At 68.2% G+C, this 17,753-nt stretch carries 11 protein-coding genes; 5 read left to right on the top strand and 6 right to left on the bottom strand.

Annotated features, from left to right (window positions below; all coding sequences use genetic code 11):
• Positions 1-66: 66 nt before the first annotated feature.
• The gene (locus tag QE389_RS01505) at positions 67-1,077 is read right to left on the bottom strand and encodes a hypothetical protein (protein WP_307363982.1); all 1,011 of its coding nucleotides are present in this window, start codon (positions 1,075-1,077) and stop codon (positions 67-69) included.
• Between the two features lie 169 nt (positions 1,078-1,246).
• Here QE389_RS01505 and QE389_RS01500 point away from each other — a divergent pair, with 169 nt between their 5' ends.
• Positions 1,247-2,482 (top strand): hypothetical protein, encoded by a 1,236-nt coding sequence (locus QE389_RS01500; RefSeq protein WP_307363980.1) that lies wholly within the window; start codon positions 1,247-1,249, stop codon positions 2,480-2,482.
• A 243-nt stretch (positions 2,483-2,725) separates the two neighbouring features.
• Here the strand turns inward: QE389_RS01500 and QE389_RS01495 are convergent, their stop codons facing one another.
• The 4 genes from QE389_RS01495 to QE389_RS01480 form a co-directional block, all read right to left on the bottom strand.
• Positions 2,726-3,340 carry a hypothetical protein gene (locus QE389_RS01495; RefSeq protein ID WP_307363979.1) on the bottom strand — a complete coding sequence of 205 codons (615 nt, stop codon included), beginning with the start codon at positions 3,338-3,340 and terminating at the stop codon, positions 2,726-2,728.
• Positions 3,341-3,384: 44 nt separating this feature from the next.
• Entirely contained in the window at positions 3,385-3,771 is a 387-nt protein-coding gene (locus QE389_RS01490; protein WP_307363977.1) for a hypothetical protein, read from the bottom strand.
• Between the two features lie 307 nt (positions 3,772-4,078).
• Entirely contained in the window at positions 4,079-7,747 is a 3,669-nt protein-coding gene (locus QE389_RS01485) for an SIR2 family protein (protein ID WP_307363975.1), read from the bottom strand.
• 700 nt (positions 7,748-8,447) lie between these two features.
• A complete protein-coding gene (locus QE389_RS01480) occupies positions 8,448-8,690 on the bottom strand; it encodes a helix-turn-helix transcriptional regulator (RefSeq protein WP_307363973.1) in 243 nt (80 codons plus the stop codon).
• 503 nt (positions 8,691-9,193) lie between these two features.
• Between QE389_RS01480 and QE389_RS01475 the strand changes: the two genes are divergently transcribed.
• From QE389_RS01475 to QE389_RS01460, 4 genes are all read left to right on the top strand, one after another.
• Positions 9,194-9,682, top strand: a complete 489-nt coding sequence (locus QE389_RS01475; RefSeq protein WP_307363971.1) for an RNA polymerase sigma factor — start codon at positions 9,194-9,196, stop codon at positions 9,680-9,682.
• Between the two features lie 10 nt (positions 9,683-9,692).
• Positions 9,693-10,676: a FecR domain-containing protein gene (locus QE389_RS01470; RefSeq protein ID WP_307363969.1), complete on the top strand. Its 984-nt coding sequence runs from the start codon at positions 9,693-9,695 to the stop codon at positions 10,674-10,676.
• A 91-nt stretch (positions 10,677-10,767) separates the two neighbouring features.
• Complete coding sequence (locus tag QE389_RS01465; protein ID WP_307363967.1) at positions 10,768-13,719, top strand: TonB-dependent receptor; 2,952 nt, start codon at positions 10,768-10,770, stop codon at positions 13,717-13,719.
• Positions 13,720-13,725: 6 nt separating this feature from the next.
• Complete coding sequence (locus QE389_RS01460) at positions 13,726-16,104, top strand: prolyl oligopeptidase family serine peptidase (RefSeq protein WP_307363965.1); 2,379 nt, start codon at positions 13,726-13,728, stop codon at positions 16,102-16,104.
• On the opposite strand, the gene QE389_RS01455 is transcribed toward QE389_RS01460, so the two are convergent.
• Positions 16,037-17,752, bottom strand: coding sequence for an asparagine synthase-related protein (locus tag QE389_RS01455; protein WP_307363963.1), 1,716 nt, complete (start codon positions 17,750-17,752; stop codon positions 16,037-16,039). The genes QE389_RS01460 and QE389_RS01455 overlap by 68 nt on opposite strands.
• Position 17,753 lies beyond the last annotated feature (1 nt).

The raw sequence follows: 17,753 nt of genomic DNA, 5'->3' as shown, positions 1-17,753 counted from the left end.
CCCACGGGCCCTCCGGCGGTTCTCGCCCGGGATCTCGTCACCACGATCGCTTGTCTCTCCAAGCGCTCAGAAGAACCAGGAGAATGGCAGGTCCTGTACTCGCCGGCAGCGGGTGCAACGATGGGATTCCGACAACACAGCTCGGGCCGCATTGTGCATGGTGAGCGTTGCCGGCGCGCTGCATCCACCGCAGTTGAGGTGATCCGCGAAAGCCTCGGCGAGATTCGCACGCGAGGCTTCCGCCCCCTCCGGCCTGGCGGCGAACATGAAGCCGTAGGTCGATCTGACCTCGAACGCGCGTCGCCCGCCAGGCTCTGACGGAGCGATGCGCTGGAAGAGCTCCATGATCACATGAGACAGGAACAGCAGGATGTCCGGCAGGAGCCCGTAGACGCTCTCATAGATGTCATCGTCGGTGGGGTTCTTGAAGATGAAGTTGAAGTTCTCGGATCTCGTCTTGATCTCGACGCGCTGAACGGTCACGAGATGCACCGCGTGCTGGAATAGACCATAGAGTCCTCCTGGGGCGCCTGGATCGAAAAGCGCCTGTAGAAGAAACTCAGGTGTCATGAAGTCCCCCGCCGCCGTCTCTGCCAAGGCGTCCCGAAGGATGGCCAGGCGGCGGTTTCCCAGCTTCGAATGGGTTAGCTCCCCGGGGTCGCCTGACGTAAACTTCGCGTAGAAGCCGTCTTCATCCCCAAGCATCCATGCCAGATAGATCAGGCTGTCGGTGAGCGGCTTGCGGAGAAGGTTCAGGGCGACCACCGTCTTGCGGCGTTCGAGGCAGCGCAAGGCCTCGAAAAGGTGCAGGAGGACATCCGACACCATCGCCATGGTGATCGAATTGAGCACCACCCTCCGGGCTTCGGCCGGATACCCGGTGGCGCGCAAAGCATCGATCGCGTTCTGCTGCTTCGCCAGTTTCGCGAAGGTTGCAGCGTCCCTGCGATTTCGGAAATCGATCTCAACCGTCGTAGCCCTCCCCTCTTCGTACTGTTGGAGTAGGCGGACGCCTTCATCGTGGAGAAAGTAGCAGTACTCGTGAGCGAGCCAGAGCCGCTTGGGGATCTGCTGCAATCGAGACCTCGGAACCAGTCCAACGGAGCTCATGATTTCGACCCTTGCTCCGCGCTGGCGTTTCCGCTTCGACGGAGACTGCCGATCTGAGCGGCGATAGTAGTCCCGAGGACCGCGGGCGCCACCCGTCGTCCAGCATCATACTACCAGCGCTTCTTGGAGGGCCGTCATGCTATCCGTTCGCTACCCTCACCTCTTCAACGCTACGCAGCGCTTCCGCTACGGCCTGATGCCGATCAGGCTGCCCGACGGCACGGTCTTCCTGGTCATCAAGACCAGCAAGGAAGCGATCCTCGCGGCTCGGCTCAAGGGCGGCTTTCGGATCTATCTGATCTCCGATGTCGGCGGCGCCACCAGCCACCTTGGTCTGGTCACGACCTTCTTCGACGATCACGACAAGCCGCTCACGATGACGACGGCGCTCTTTGCCGGCGACGACCTCACGATCGACGTCTCGGCCTTGCTCGTTCAATCCGCGTTCGAGGTCTACTTCATCGATGAGCATGATCGGGAACTGCTGAGCGTCCGGGTCGACAACCCAGCCGCCTCCCGGTTTGCAGACGCAGTCCGATCCGCTTCGTTTCCCGAGTACGACGAGGATGGCTTTGCGCGGCTTATGAGACGTCTTAACGATCTCTTCTCCATCCGCGTTGCTGCGGACGATGAGGCGGCGTTCGAGCTTCGGATTGTCGACTTCCTCGCTCCAGAGGATCTGGCGATCCTGGATGCCCGCCCCGCGGCGACCGCTTTCCAGGCCACTTCTCACGGACCCTCCATTGCCACGCTCGTGCGAGAAGACCCCGGCCCGCCACAGGAGCGCGACATCGCTGTGATGTTCGGTCGCGTCTTTCCGGCGGACGCCATCTACCTGAACCCGTTCCGCGCCGACACGGGGAAGGAGCTGTGCGATGTCCTGATCGTCACGGCCAAAGAAATGCTGTTTGTGGAAGCGAAGGACAGTCCGAACACAGAGGCGTCCCTCGCCCGAACGCTCGATCGCAAGCGACAGACGATCCAGAACCAGATCGAGAAGGCCACCAAGCAGTTGAGCGGGGCACTCCTGTACGCCCGCAGCAACGATGGCGTCGTCATCACGTCGGAAGCAGGGCCGGTGACGTTGTCGCTGGAAGGGCGCCAGCCTCTTGGCCTGGTCGTCGTGCGCGAGATGTTCGACGACACCCAGTTCGAGAACAGCGAACCGATCCTCGCCGCGGTGGAAGCCATCCAGGTCCCACTGATGCTGATCGACTACCCGGGTCTGCATATGACGACGCAGAATCTCGGAGCGCCCCACCGGTTCATCGGCGCCCTGCATGACATCTTCGACATGGCCCTCGAGCACGGGCGGTTCCCCCGGTCGATCTGGAGCGGGCCGCCACCCGAGGAGGCACCCCAGTCAGCCTGAGTATTCAGCCTCGCTCATGATGAACTGCCAGCAGGATCGCCGAGGACGGCAGCATGGAGAGGACGGGAAGGCCGGGGTCCCTAGATCAGTTCCCCCTATTCACGACCAAGTGGGGTCCGTGATGCGCCAAAGGCAGACATCGCCGGACGGGCGGAATCCGGACACTTAGCGCCTCGGTCACATCTGCTGGAACGCGGGTAATGCCGCACGCCTTGAGGCGCGGCTTGGCCGGTCCCGATCGCCTCAATACCTCTCGTCGAGCGCGGCCCCCGGCAAGCGGTCCGCCAGCCCCCAGAAGAGAAGGATCGCATTGGAGTAGCGCCGTATATGTCCCATCTCGACTCTCATGAGTTCGGCGTAAGTATAGGTTCGCTCCAGCCAGTGATGATCCTCCTCGGGGATATCGTGCCAAAGGTCCGGTGCTGCCGCTCTAAGGGCGGTCACCGACCGACCATTGCCGTGGCGCAGCACATTGCCGACCAGAACAAGCTCATCGAGCGTCGCCTTCATCTCGGGCGTGCGTCGCGCGTCGGTGAGTCGAGCCAACCCTGCCTCCAGAAGATCGGCGAACTTCATCGAGCCCGCCGAGGGCGTCCCGGCCAAGAACAGCCATCGCCGCAAGTGACGTTCGAAGGTCGCCGCGAGGACGAGCGCGAAACCGCGCCGTGCCTCGGCGGCCGTCACATTGTCGAAATGCTTCGCCGCGCGATCCAGGAACTCCTCCTGGGAGGCCGCCCCCGAAAGTACAAGGCCCTGATGGGTCGGCAAGGCGGCCAGACCCGGCAAGATGACGTTATCGACCAACCGGGCCGTCAGATTCTGACTGATCCGGGGCTGGTTATCGCCTGAACCGATCATGGACCGGTTCAGGACATGATTGATCCGAGAGGGTCCTTCGCCGCTCAATGCACAACAGCCAACGACATCACATGCGCGAAATACTGTATGGCGAAAATCAGAGCCCCGCCGACCCCGAGAGCGGCGCGTGAGCGCCCCACGAGCGCCAAGGATTCAGCCGCCGTCAGAGCGGCCTTTTGGGCCTCGTCCAGGTCCTTGAAAAGGACCTGCCGGATCCGGACGTAGGCTCCGACTACGAGAACGGCGAGTGCGAGCCAGTGAAGAAAGGACAAGCCGGGTGCTTTAACTACGCTCGCGGCGAATCCGATGGCGCCAACAACGATCGCCTTCTCGACCGTCCAGAAGAATAGGTCCGTGTACTCCAGCAGGTCCCGCTGAAGCTGTCCCCGAACTCTCGCCATTTTCGCCCCGCACAGATCGTTGCAGATCACTCTGCCCCAGTTCAGCCATTACCCAAAACGTCCCGAACGGGGCGAGATGACCAAACCGGCATCAGTTCTGCTTCGCTCGCAGTCCGAACAGGTCGCTCGCAAGAGGGGTGGTCTGCGTCAACAGCGGTCGTTCACTCGCCGACGCAAAGCGGACATTCTCGGCGCACTCGGGTGAGCGTTTGCTTCCGACCCGTTGCAACAGGGCAGTCCGTCGTTAAGGCACCGATGGCAAGACGTTGATCTAGCCTGCCCACCTCGCCCCTTCCGCCCGTCGTGAGGGCATTTTTTTGATCTCCCGGCGCGGTGATTAGGCCTGGCTCAGGCGCTGGATAGCCCTGAGGCGCCGATACGCCGGCAAGCCGACCACGGTCCCGTCCGCCTCCACACAGTCATCAAGCACCGCCCCCAGATCGTCAGGCGCCGCCGCGATCTCCGGATCAATCAGGGCGTCCAGCAGAGCGATGAAGGCGATCGGATGATCCTGGTGCAGGGTCCTGTGGCCTTCGCCGATCAGGAGCGAATGAGCGATTCGGAACAGACGGTAGGGCGCAGCAACATCCTTGATCGCCTCCACCGCCTCCGGGAAGGCGTCGCCGGCGGCAAGCGCCATATTGACCAGAAGCTTGCTGGTCTCGGCGCTGCGCAACGCGGCGTCCAGTGGCCAGATGGCATCGAACACGGGCCCGACGGTGGTCCGCCACCGTTCGGCGGCGGACTCCGCCTCCGCCCCGAGCCGGCCGGTCAGGCGCCAGAGCTGCGAGGCGACGGTTTGCCGCAAGGCGGGCCGCCCCCGGGCCAGAACGCTGCGGAGCTCGGCGGCCTCCCCCTCATACTCCGGGTTGAAGCCCTTGATGTGAGAGATGACGATCTGCAGCAGCCGCCCGACGAGATGTCCGGCGTCCCGGTCCGGTATGGCCTCGCTGAACAGCGCCGACAGCAGATCCGGCCGCAGGGCGTTGTAGAGCTCCGGCCCGCCGATCTGGTCCGAGGCCTGGGCCTTCCAGAGCGTGGCGGCCTCGGGCTGCGTCCAGGCCATGAGCGGCACGAGCGTCCGGCCGGTCCAGTCCGGCGCCGTCCGGTGCAGCCAGGCCAGATGCCGGACCAGCCGAACCCGCGCCAGCAGCCCGCCCGGCTCCGGCGCCGCGACGGCCCGGTCCAGTCTCGCCTGCAGACCCTCGGGTGCGCCGGCGAACTCCGACCCCGCCGCCGGAGACGTCGCCGACAGGGCGTCCAGCAGGATCCAGGCGAGCACGCCGCCGGCGTCGTTCAACGACCGGGTCTCAAGGTCGCCGTCCGGCTCCGCCGGCTCGCCCGGCCTGTACACGAGGTCCGCCAGACGGTCCCACAGCGCCCAGAAAGTCGCCTCCGCCAGGGCGGCGCGTTGACGCCTGAGCCAGGAGGCCACGGAGTCCGCAAGCGCCGCCAGGGTCTCTGGCGGCGCCTCCAGCAAGGCCGCCGCCAGATCGGCTTGCAGCGCTGCGTCCTCATGATCGAACGCCGCCCACAGCAGCGGCCGCCATGCCTCCGGCTCCCAGGTTCCCGCTTCGGCTCTCGCCCTGAGCCCCCGCAGAGCACGGCTAGGGTCCGAGCCCACGAAGACCCGCCACAGGTCGTGTTCCTCATAGGCGTTCTCCTGCTGGAGGCGCAGCGCTTCCTCCACCAGCCGTCCGTCCGCGACGCTCTCGAGCAGTTCGGGATGGCCGTCCGGTCCCATCCGGGTCTCGGACCAGGAGCCGAAGTCGTCCCGGTCCCCGGGGCCGGGCCGCCACTCCGGATAGGCGGCGGCGATCCCGGCGAGCCGGGCCTCGCTCTCGGCCTCCAGGGCGCAGCCGGCGCCCTGGAGGCGGCTTAGCCGGCGGTAGACCGCATTCTCCAACGTCGCCGCCCACTCCCCGTCGTCCCACTCCACGTCCTCGCGGAACAGGTCGCGCGGCATGCCCTGGCGGATGCGTGCCTCCACGGCGACCCGCCGGTGGTGCGGCAGCTCCGCCCAGCGTGCGATCAGCAGACGGGTCATTTCGACCCGGCTATTGCCGATCCAGAAGGCGTCGTCGTCCATCCGGTCGACCCCGTCCATGGCAATCTCCGCCGGCACGGCGCGATGCTCGCCGGCGAACAGGGCCAGCCGACGGACCAGAGACAGTCGGGACGCCGCCCACGTCTGCGCCAGCGCCACCGCGGCCGGCGGATCGCCGTCGGCGAGCCGCGTCCAGAGCGCCGCGATCAGCTGGACGATTGGATAGAAGCCGTCGCGATACTCATTCTGGGGATGCGGGGCGACCGAGGGCACGTCCCGGTCCGCGCCGTCCCAGCCGGAGAGGAATCCGACGTCCTCGGCCTGTTCGAGCGCCTCCGTCAGGGTCCGGATGAGGGTCTCGATCAGGGCCAGGTTCGTCTCCGGCCGGTTCGGCCAGGCTTGCAGGATCTCGTCCACCGGACCCGGCAGGGAGGACTTGAAGTCGACCCACATCAGCCGGCCGAGGGTCTCCGGGCCCTTGATCTCCTCGCCGGCGTCGAACAGGTAGGGCTTGCCCACCGACAGGCGGGGCCGCGCCATGCCGGCGATCAGCCGGCGCGCGGGAAAGCCCGTATGGCCCGCCGCGATCCGCCGTAGGGTGCGGAACCAGTCCAGGCCGTAGTCCGGCGCTTCGCCGCCGGCCCGGGTCTCCAGGAGGAGGTCCCAAGCCTGCCGCCGGACCTCCGACAGGGGCGGATCGGCCTGATCGACCGCACGCCGGATGAACCAGACGGCGTCCTCGTCGAACGCCGGCAGCCCCGCGCAGGCCGTGATCATGGCCAGATCGTCGATCCGTCCCGCGATCCAGGCGCCTGGCTTGATCCGAGGCGGCGCGTCGACCAACGGCAGGGTCGCGCCGGAGAACAGACGCCCGCGTTCCCGCAGCGTCTCGAGCCAGGCTGGATCGGGATCGAGCTCCGCGAGCAGGGCGCCGGCGTCGCCGTGCGACAGGAGCTCCACCGCCCGCGAAACCCCGGCCTCGTCGGCCGCCGACGGCGGAGCCGCCAGCAGCGGTCTGACGGCCTCCCGCCGCCAGACGGTGGGATCCCCGGCGTAGAGCGCCCACTCTCCGAGCGTGTCATAGAGTGGTGCATAGCTGCCCGCGACGGAACGATGCAGGATGGGCTCCACCCCCTTCGACCGCCACAGCGCAGTCTGCAGCGCCTCCTGACCCGGCGCGGCATGGGCGAAGGCGTAGACGGGCTGCAGGTCCGAGAACCGCTCCCGGTCGGCTTCCAGCACTTCCAGCAGATAGCGCATGGGCGGGTCGTCCGCCTGGTAGCCGACCAGCACCACCGTATAGGCGCGCACCAGATCGTAGACATAACGCGAGGCCCAGCCGGCCCTCAGATAGGCGTCGCCGAACTCCGCACTGGTCAGGACGATGTCGGTGTCGCCCAGGCCGAGGGCGTCATCCCTCAGCCGGCCGTGAAGATGCAGCACGCCCGTGCAGGCCGCGGTCAGAGGCTGGGGCATGGCGGCGCCGGCGTGAGACGGCGCCCCGCCGCCCGGCCACGCCTGTTCGAACAGCGTGTCGAAATTGGTGGTGGCCAGCCGGGTCTGTCCCTCGGCCCCGCGCGACAGGGACAGAAGGGCGGCGTGGTGGCTCAGATCGACCCCGGGCGGCGGGACGAGCGAGGCGCGAACTGCGGCTCGCATGCGGTCGCGCATGCCTTGGGCGCGGGCGACGTTGGAGGCGGCGAGCCGACGCTCGAGCGACCTCAGCACCCGATCATACTGGCCCTTGAGGCTCCCATCGGCCGCCATCACCTCGCGTTCCGCAGCATGCGGCCCCCAGTCTTCGCCGAGCGCGTCATAGATGGCCTGGACCAGACCTCTGAAGTCTGGAAGGCCGATGTGCATGGACACGCCGGCGCCGCAGATGAACAGCACCTGCCCGCGCTCCTGGGCGAACACGAGCGGGTCGGGAATGTCAGGGCCGTCCGCTCTGAATCTCATGGCCCTCCCCGTCCCGCCCGCGTCGACGATCCGCGCTTATCGGCGCAATGCCCACCGCGCCGCAACCTAGAAGCGCAGGGATCGCCGCAACCGTCTGCGGACAGTCGACAGGGACGCTACGCCGCCTGACCGGAGCGGCCTTACTGCGGGGCGCCCCCTCTCAAAGGATAAGGACGGGCCCCGAAGGACCCGCCCGTCACCCTCCACCGCGCCGGACCGTCGGGCTGGCGGTCTGTCACAGGGGGTTGCCTCGGTCGCAGCGGATGCCGGAGCCTGTCGGTGTGCCGCGGCGCCAGGACCACCAAGCCATCGGCGAAGCGTACTTGGCGAATGGCGGGTAGGGGTCAGGAGCGGTCTTTAGGGTAGCCTCCGTTCAACTTCTCACGCTCCCACCACATCGCGCACAGGTCCCCAACGCGCCAAGCCCTGATCAACGGCGTCGGAGCCGTTTCAGCGTGGCAGGCGATCGTCATCCTTCGGAGTGTCCCATGCTCGCCAATGGCGGCGCTCGGCCGCTGAATCGACAATCGCGATGCCAGTGGACAAGATGAGGGTGGCGGGTTCCGGAACGAACAGGCGCTGGTCTTGAGCCAGGGGACGCATGCGTCGGCGGCGATCAGGGCCGAAACCTCCGGCTTCTACACAGAAGTTCCAGACCCGCCCCCTTTCTTCTCAGGGGATCAAAAGGGGCTGCGTCGGCTCAGTCGTTTTCGGGGTCGACGATGCCGGTGCGCACCCCGACCGCGACCGCTTCGATCCGGGTCCGTACACCCAGTTTGGCGCAGGCCTTCTCAATATAGCTGTCGACGGTTCGTGGGGAGAGCCCAACGATCTGACCGATGTCCGCAGAGCTCTTCCCGCGGCTTACCCAGAGCAGACACTCGGCTTCTCGTCCGCTCAAAAGCGGGACAGACCGGCCTTCCGCGTGGCGATAGGACTCCACTGTCGGCTCCCTTCCGTTGACTTCCATGCACGGTGAGCGGGAATCAGCAGCCGGGCAACGACAGTGAATTGCGGGGCGACCGCCAGTTTCTTGCGGTGAAAGCCTGCTGAGTCATAAGTCGCATTGACGCGCTTGCTCCGAGGTAGGCGCCCTTTTAGACCGTTCGAGTCGGGCGCCGTGAGATAGGCGCACAGCTTGAGCCGGGGTCTGTCCAGGTGACAGGGGCGCCGCTGTGAACCGAAGCAGCGGGCCTCGCGATCGCAGAGGATTCCAACGCCCGACCCCTCCGGCTTGCACCGGGATTCCGTTTGATTCATGGTGGCGTTGCCGACGCTTGCGTTGGTGGGGCCTGGAATCCCCTGTGCGATATCAAATCATCGACGGCTTCCGCTCTGCGCGTACGCCGGTTGCCGCCTTCTGAGGTCGCGCGTCTGCGCGCCTGCCCGGAATCGCGCGGCCACGCCCGGATTCCGCCCCTCTCGTCGAGAGGTCGGAGATCCGTGGTGACCGATACGAAGCAGCTAGGGACGGAGGCGCAGGACGGGATCAACCGTCTCTACCGGCGATACGCCGTCTGGCTGGGTCGCCGGTTACGCCCGCACATCGGCGCCGACGCTGCGGCGGATGTCGTCCAGGAGACCTACCTTAGGGCGGCGCCCTACGCCTTGTCGGACATCCGGCATCCAAAGGCGTTCCTGCTTCAGATCGCCCTCAACCTGGTCCGCGATGAGAGCCGACGAGAGGGTCGCCGTCGCCAGAGCCAAGCGCTCCAAAGACCTGCCGAGGCCGAGGCCGCGCCGCAGTTCGACCAAGTCCTTCTCGAACAGGTTATCCGGTCCATGCCGCAACTCTACCGCGACGTCTTCGTCTTGAACCGCTTTGGCGGTATGACTTATCCCGAGATCGCCGTGTCGCTCGAGATCAGCGTGAAAACGGTGGAATGGCGAATGTCCAGGGCGCTCGAGTACTGCGCGTCTCGGCTGGACCTGTAGGCAACGGATGATGATCGAGGCTGAAGCCGACATCAGGCGCAAGGAAGCCGCCGACTGGTTCAGCAAGTTGAACCAGCGCAAGGTCACGACCACCGACGTCAAGGCGTTCAGCGAGTGGCGACGAGACCCGGAGAACGCGCGCGCGTTCAGCCGTCTCGAAGCCATGTGGGAGGCGGCAGGGACGCTGGCGCAAAGCCCCGCGATGGCGGTGCTCGCCGACGAGGCCTTGGGTCGGGTCGAAAAGGCGCGCCCCCGGCGTCGAATGCGGGACGCTGGCCGTCTGATCCCGCTTGGCGTCGCGGGCGCCCTGGCCCTAGTGATCGGAGTCGGAAGCCTGACCTGGTGGTCCCTGCAGCGGCCGGACGCCTACGCCACGGCCATCGGCGAGCAACGCACCGTGCGGCTGGAAGACGGCTCCCGCATCGTCCTCGACACGGACTCGCGGGTCACCGTTCACTTCACTGACGCCCGTCGCTTGGTCACGCTCTCTGCAGGACGCGCCATGTTCGAAGTCGAGGGCGACGCCGCGCGGCCTTTCCTTGTCCGGGCAGGCGACACGGAGGTCACCGCCGTCGGCACACGCTTTGACGTTCGGCGATCCGGCTCCGGGGCGCGTGTCGTCATGGTCGAGGGGCGCGTCGACGTTCACAAGCCGTCTTCGACGACGGCCCAGTGGAGCCTGTCGCCCGGCCAGCAGGTCATTACCTCGGGTCCGACGCCCCGGGTCGTCGCGGTCAATGTCCCGGCCGAAACCAGCTGGACGGTCGGCCGGCTGACCTTCGAAAACACGCCGATCGCCGCGGCCGTGACGGAGGTGAACCGCTACACCTCCAAACCGATCGAGCTTCGCGACCAACGCATCTCGTCGATACGCGTCAGTGGCGTTTTCAACGCCGGGGACATCGACGGCTTCGTCGCCGCGCTGCGCGACCTCTATCACCTGGAAGCCGCCACAGCGGCCGACGGCCATCTGATCCTCTCGGGGCCGGCCTGAAAATAATCTGCGTCCGGACTTAGGGGGCGCCCCGCGACCCAACGTCTCCTCCCCGCCCCGCAAAGCCGCGGGTAGAAAAGAGGGGGAGATCATGGGTCACACGTTTACTTCAACCGCGCTCGCCGCGCTCATGCTGGGTGTCGCGACGCCGGTTATCGCGCAATCGACCCAGGCCGTCCGGACGTTCAGCATCGGCGCCGGTCCGCTGGAGCGCAGCCTGCCGGTGTTCGCCCAACAGAGCGGCCTGCAGATCCTTTATCCCAGTGCGCTCGTCGCCGGCCGGCAGGCCCGCGCCCTCACCGGCGACTACACCCCTGAGGCCGCGCTCGCGGAGCTCCTGCGCGGGACGGGCTTGACCTATCGCCAAAGTCGTCCGACGGTCTTCGTACTCGTTGATCCCTCGGCCCGCGCCGAAGCCGAACCACAGGCCACCCAGCTTGAGGAAGTCGTGGTCACGGGGACCTATCTGCGCGGGGCCGACAGTCCGTCGCCGGTCACCGTGATCACCCAGGACGACATCGCCCGGCAGGGACGCGCGACGGTCGCCGAGACGCTCGCCGCCCTGCCCCAGAACTTCACGGGCGCCGCCTATGAGGGCTCAGCCGGAACGGGCGCGGACCGCACGAGCCGCAACTCGGCCTGTGCGACCGGGGTGAACCTGCGTGGCTTGGGGGCGGATGCAACCCTCGTTCTCGTCAACGGACGGCGCATCGCGGGCACCGGCAGCGCCGGCGACTTCTCGGACATCTCCAATCTTCCCAGCAGCGCCATCGCCCGGGCGGATGTGCTGCTCGACGGCGCCTCGGCCCTCTACGGCGCGGACGCGGTCGGGGGTGTGGTCAACATCATCCTGAAATCGCGGTTTGATGGCACCGAGAGCCGGCTGCGTGTCGGCGGCACGAGCGACGGCGGGGCCGAGGAACTGCTCCTGTCCCACAGCGGCGGCTTTAACTGGTCCAGCGGCGGCCTCATCGCCGCCTACGAATTCCACGACCGGGGCGAGTTGCGCGCCGCCGACCGTCGCGCGACCGCGAATGCGGACCTGCGCCCATTGGGCGGCTCGGACTGGCGCTTCACCTACGCGGCCCCGGGCAACCTCATGGCGTTCGATCCGGTCAGCGGATCCTATGAACCGGTCTACGCCATCCCTCGCAACCAGAACGGCGTGGGCCTCGCACCTGGAGACTTTCGCCTGGGCGAGGTCAATCTGACCAACCAGATGGAAGGCCTGTGGAGCCTGCCGCACCAGCGTCGGCACAGCCTGTTCGTGGCGGGCCGCCAGGACCTTCCGGGCGGCTTCAGTCTGGACGGCGACCTTCGCTACACCGACCGGACCTACAGCCAGGACTCGGTGGCCGACATCGGCATCCTGTTCGTGACACCAGACAACCCCTTCTTCGTGCCGGTGGCGGGCGAGCTGTACCAAGAGATCGCCTATTCCTTCATCAACGACCTGGGGCCAGGCCGTGACGAAGGCTTCTCCCGCAGCGTCGGCGGCGCCGTCGGGATCACAGGTGAACTCGCCGGCTGGAACCTCGCCGCCTATCTGAGCGGCGGCCGGGAAACCACCGGTCTCACGGCTTCGAACCGGGTGCAGACGACCCGTCTCGACGAAGCCCTCGGCGCCACGCCCGACAATCCGGGCACCGCCTTCAATCCGGCGGTCGACGGCTATTTCAATTCCTATGGCGATCCCGCCGCCCACAGCCCTGCGCTGTTAGCCTTCATTGGTTCCGGCTATCTGCGGTCCGAGAATGTCAGCACGGTCGGCTCTTTCAACCTCAAGGCCGACGGCGTCCTCTTCGCCTTGCCGGGCGGCGACCTGCGCATGGCCGTGGGCGTCGACTATCGCCAAGAGCGTTTCGAAACCTCCGGGGAGAACTTCATCTCCGGCGCGACGCCTCGCATCGCCGCTCCGACGGCGTTCGATCGCGACGTCTCCGCCGCCTTCGTCGAACTGCGCGCCCCGCTCGTGGGACCCGACAACGCCAGGCCTGGCCTCGAACGGCTGGAGTTGTCGCTCGCCGGGCGCATCGAGGATCACGAGGGGATCGGCCAGACCAGCAATCCCAAGGTCGGCGTCCTCTACAACCCGACGCCCGATTTGCTCCTGCGCGCCAGCTACGGCACCTCTTTCCGCGCCCCGTCGTTGAGGGAGTTGAACAGCGCCTACCGGCTCGGCCCGGTGTTCCTGGATCGCGCCGGAGCCAATGTGATCAGCATCGTCCAGTATGGAGGCAATCCCGATCTCATCCCGGAGACTGCGGAATCCTGGACCGCGGGCTTCGTCTGGACGCCCGCCGCCGTCGAAGGGCTGCGGATCGAGGCCGGCTGGTTCCGGACGACCTTCGAAGACCGGATCGCGACCCCGGTCGCGGAGAACCTGATCAATGCCCTCAACGACCCGACCCTGGCGCCGTTCATCCGGTATGTGAGCCCCGGCTCCAACGCGGAGGACCGGGCCTATGTCCAGTCCCTGCTCAGCCACCCGGGCAACTTCAATCCGAACGTCTTCCCGGCGACCGCCTACGGCGCCGTCATCGACAATCGCTACGTCAACGCCTCGGCCGTGGAGGTGGAAGGGCTCGACCTCTCGACCCGCTATCGCTTCACCCTGGGGTCGGACGACATCTCGCTCGACGCCAGCATAACCCACCTCCTGACCAACGACCGGGCGGTCACCGCTGCGTCTCCCACCGAGGACCTGCTCGGCGCCCCGAACTTTCCGGCGCGGTGGCGGGGCCGCTTCGGCGCCCAGTGGCTTCGCGGCCCGCTCACCCTCGGCGGCGCCCTCAACCACGTCAGCGGAGGACGCGATCGGGTCAACGGACGCGGGATCGACGACTGGATCACCGTGGACGGCCAGGTCCGCTACGACCTCGGGAGCGGATGGCCCGAAGGCCTTTCGTTCACCCTCAATGTGCTCAACCTGACCAATGAGGAACCGCCCTTCTACGATGCGCCAGCGGGGATCGGTTACGACGCCGCCAACACCAATGTGCTGGGCCGGCAGATCTCCCTTCAGCTCGTCAAGCGCTGGTGATCGTCCATGCGCATGGTCGTTCTCGCCCTCGCGGGCCTGCTCGCGACGGCGTGCCCGTCGGCGGCCCGGTCGGATCCGCTCACGGTGGATGTCATTCTGGGGCTGGAGAGCTTCGGACGGGTCGCGATCGATCCGTCCGGCGCGGTCGCTGTCTTCGAGGAACGGCGCGCCCGCGGCGACCTCCCGCGCCATGATCTGGAGGCCGAAGGCGCCAACCGGTACGCCCGGCTCTACCGCATCGACCTCGACGACCCCGACCGTCCGCGCCCGCTCCTGGCGATGGAAGACGACGCCGGCTATTCCGTCGGCGCCTTCTCGCCGGGCGGCCGGCGTCTGGCCGTGTTTCGGCTCCGGAACGACGAATGGCGGCTCGGGATCGTCGAGTTGGCGACCGGACATGTGGTCTGGACCGAGGTGGCGCCGGAGCTCGGCCTGTGGGGCCGGTCCCTGGAATGGCTAACCGACGACGCCCTCGTTGCCCTGGGCACGGCGGACGGGGCGCTTCCGCCAAGACTGGCCGGGCCCCGCGCCGAACAGGCGCGCCTTCTGGCGCTCCGGGCGGCGGCGACGGCCGGGTCGCCGGCCGCGATCACGGTGGGCGAAGACGGCCCGCCGGAAGCCTTGCCAGCGCGACGTCTCTGGCGGATCGACGCCGTCACCGGAGAGGCCGCGGCGATCGTCGACGGTCCCTTCCTCGACCTCGAGGCCTCTCCGGACGGACGATACGCCGCGCTGCTCCGGGACGGTCCCCTCCTGCCGCCGCCCGCCGCCGACACCGCGAGCGAGGTGCGCCGAGCCCGGGGGCTGGAGATCGTCGATCTGACCACCGGGGCCGCCATCCAGCCGCCCGAGGCCGGCAACATCTCAACGAGCCTGCTCGCCTGGTCGCCGGCCTCCGACGCGCTTCTCTTGGCGGCCATCGGCGACGGACCGGCGCGGCTCCTGACCGTCGCTCCGGACGGCGCAGCGCGGGACGTGACCCCGGTCGGGGCGCACCCGACCACGCCGATCGACTTCCAGGGCATGGCGACGGCCGAGGGGGGCTGGCTGGACGAGTCCCCGATCTTCAAGGGCCGCTCCGTATCCAGAGAGGGCTGGTTCGTCGCCGGCGCCGACGCGCCGCTCCCGGGCCTGTCTCCGGACGCCCGGCTTGTCGCCGAGGGTCGCTCCTCGGTTCTGTTCGCCAGCAGCGGTCGCGTCATCCGCCTCGGCGCAGACGGCGAGTCCGCCGATCTCGGGGCCGCCGCCTCGGCGGTGAACCCGCGCGGTCCCTTCGGATTACGGGCTCAAAGCGGTCCTCTCAAGGCGGACTTCGCGGTGATCGAACGTCCCGACGGGCGACTGTGCCAGATCTGGGCCGATCCCGGGACCGAGCCCCGGTGCGTCGCGGCGAGGCCCGGGGCCGCGATCAGCTGGAGCCGGGAGATCGGCCTCGACCGGAGCGGGCCGGAGGCCGAACCGAATACGCTTCGCCTCCAGCGCGGCCATAGCCGGGAGGTGGTTTGGCGGCTGAACCCTGAACTCGACCGGATCGCGGTCGCGGCGCCCCGACGGGTCACCGGCGTCGGCGGCGCGGGCGGTTGGCTCTATTCGCCGTTGAACCCGACAGCGGCGCCGCCCGTGATCGTGGTGCCCTATCAGGGCGAGGCCTACCCCGCCCCGCCGTGGTGGATGCGGCGGGAGTCCACCAGCCTGTCGCTGGCGCCGCAGCTGATGGTCGCGGCGGGCTACGCCATCCTCATCCCGGACCTCCTCGCGACCCCGGAACCGGCGGACGGCCTCGCCCAGCGCATCCTGGCGGTCGTCGACGCCGCGGCGGCGGAGGGGCTGGTCGATGCGGAGCGCATCGGCCTGTGGGGCTGGAGCTTCGGCGGCTGGTCCGCCGTGATGAGCGCGGCCCAGTCTCCCCGCTTCGACGCTGTGGTGGCCTTGAACGGGCCGATGAACTTCTCGACGGTCATCGGGGACGTCGGGTCGACCCTGCGGCTGGAGGGCGGGCATGCGCTCGCCGCGACGGCCGGCGCCCGCTGGCTGGAATCCGGCCAGGCCGAGATGCGCGACGCCTATTGGCGCGCACCCGACCGGTATCGGCGCAACAGTCCGTTCGAGCAGGCGGACCGCATCACCGCGCCGACGCTTCTGGTGGTGGGAGAGTACGACCTGATGCTCGGTCAATCGGAACAGCTCTACGGCGCCCTCCACCGTCTGAACCGCCCGGTAGCCCTCACCCTCCTGATCGGCGAGGACCACGGCGTTCAGAGCCCGGGGAATATCCGGCTCTACTACGATCAGGTGCGCGACTGGTTCGACCGGCATCTCAGGGGATCCGGCGGCCCAGCCGTTCCCGCCAGCGACGCACCCAGGCCTCCGCCAGCGCCAGACTGAGCAGTTGGGAATGCCCGCCGCGCCACAGCAGGGCGTCCCGGGTGAGTCGGTCCTCCAGGCCGGGATCGATCAAGCCCGCCTCCGCCAGGGCGCCACCGAGCAGATAGTCGCGCAGAAAGCCCAAGTGCGCGGCGACCGCGCCGCCGTAGTAGGCGCCCAGTTCGCCCTTGGAGCGGCGATCCAGGATCGACGGCGGAAGGACGTCCGCGAAGGCGGCGCGCGCGGCGGCGCGGTCGCGTCCGCCCCAAGTCAGATCGACCGCCGACAGGGCCAGCCCCGCCTCCACCACCGGCTGGCTGAGCAGCGGATTGACGCAGGGACCGAGGCGGCTGCGCACCGCCGGCCCCTGGAAGGTCTGGCAGAAGGCCAGGGCGGACATCTGCAAGGCCTTGGCCGGCGGGACGCCGCCCAGATCGTCGAGCCAGGGGTGGTCCCAGCCGGCGCGATGGCGGACCTCCTCGCGCCAGTCCCGGGCCAGCGCCGTCGGCCACAGGGGGCGCCGCAGCCATCGCGACAGCCGATGCAGGACCGCCAACCGCGCGCGACCTCGCCGCTCCCAGATCTCGTCCAGCCCGATCAGCAGGCTGGGCATCTGGAAGAAGACCGCATCGCCGCCCTGCCCCGTTAACGAGCCCCAGCCGCCCGTCGCTTCGATCCGGTCGGCGATGTCTTCGTTGTAGTCGGGATCGATGTCGTTGGCCGCCGGCCGGAAGGTCTCGGCGCAGGCCGCCAGACGAACGGCGTCGAGCCTGAGGCCGTCGCGACGGACTTCCGTCAGCGCAAAGCCGTGCCGTCCCGCGACCGCCCGGGCATAGTCCCGCTCGTCGCCCTCCGGCTGGTCGACGTAGTGGTTGACCCAGGCGGCGACGCTTCGACGCTGATCGGCGGTCAGGACGCCCGCCACGATGGCGGAGTCCAATCCGCCGCTGACCTCGGCGATCCAGCGCCTGTCGCCTGCCAGCGCCTGCACCGACCGTTCCACCGCCCCTCGGAGATCGGGCGCCGGACGCGAGGCCCGGTCCCGATACACCTCTGCGGGCCGCCAGATCTGCTGCGCCCGGTTGACGCCCTTTCCGATCACCCGCAGCTCGCCGCCGGCGACGGCCTGCAGTCCGGTCAGCGCCAGCCGATGCCGGTGCTCGCCGGGGCGGCCCACCAGGACGGCGACCGCGTCCCAGTCCAGCGCCATCCCATCGGGCAGCCAGGGATCGATGACGGCCGCAGCGGTTGTCGAGATCAGGGTCACGCCGCCCTTGCGCCAGATGACGCAGTCCAGGGCGCCGGATGGGTCACGGAGCACGGCGACGTCGCCCTCGACCCGCCGGACCAGAAGGTATCGCCCCCAATGGTCCGAACAGACCGTGCGGGCCTGCGCCGCGTCCAGACGCCGGCATCCCAGGGCGCCGCGCGCCCGCAGCGACAACGCTTGGCCCTCGCGGTCGTAGATCTCGCCGATCACCACCCCGTGCCCGTCGAGCCCCCGGGCGACCTGGAGCCGCCCGCCTGTCGGAGCGAACACCTGGATGAAGGGGTCGTGCGATTTGCGCGACCAGCCGGCCCGGCTCAGCCGCTGCCGAACCGGCGCGACCAAGGCGTCGAGCACGGCCGGATTGTCGCCGACGAGAATGATCGCGCAGTCCGCCGCCACC

This window comes from Brevundimonas sp. SORGH_AS_0993 (assembly GCF_030818545.1).
GTDB lineage: Bacteria > Pseudomonadota > Alphaproteobacteria > Caulobacterales > Caulobacteraceae > Brevundimonas.
Note: the sequence above shows the minus strand (reverse complement) of the source record. Positions and strands in the feature narration are given on the sequence as shown.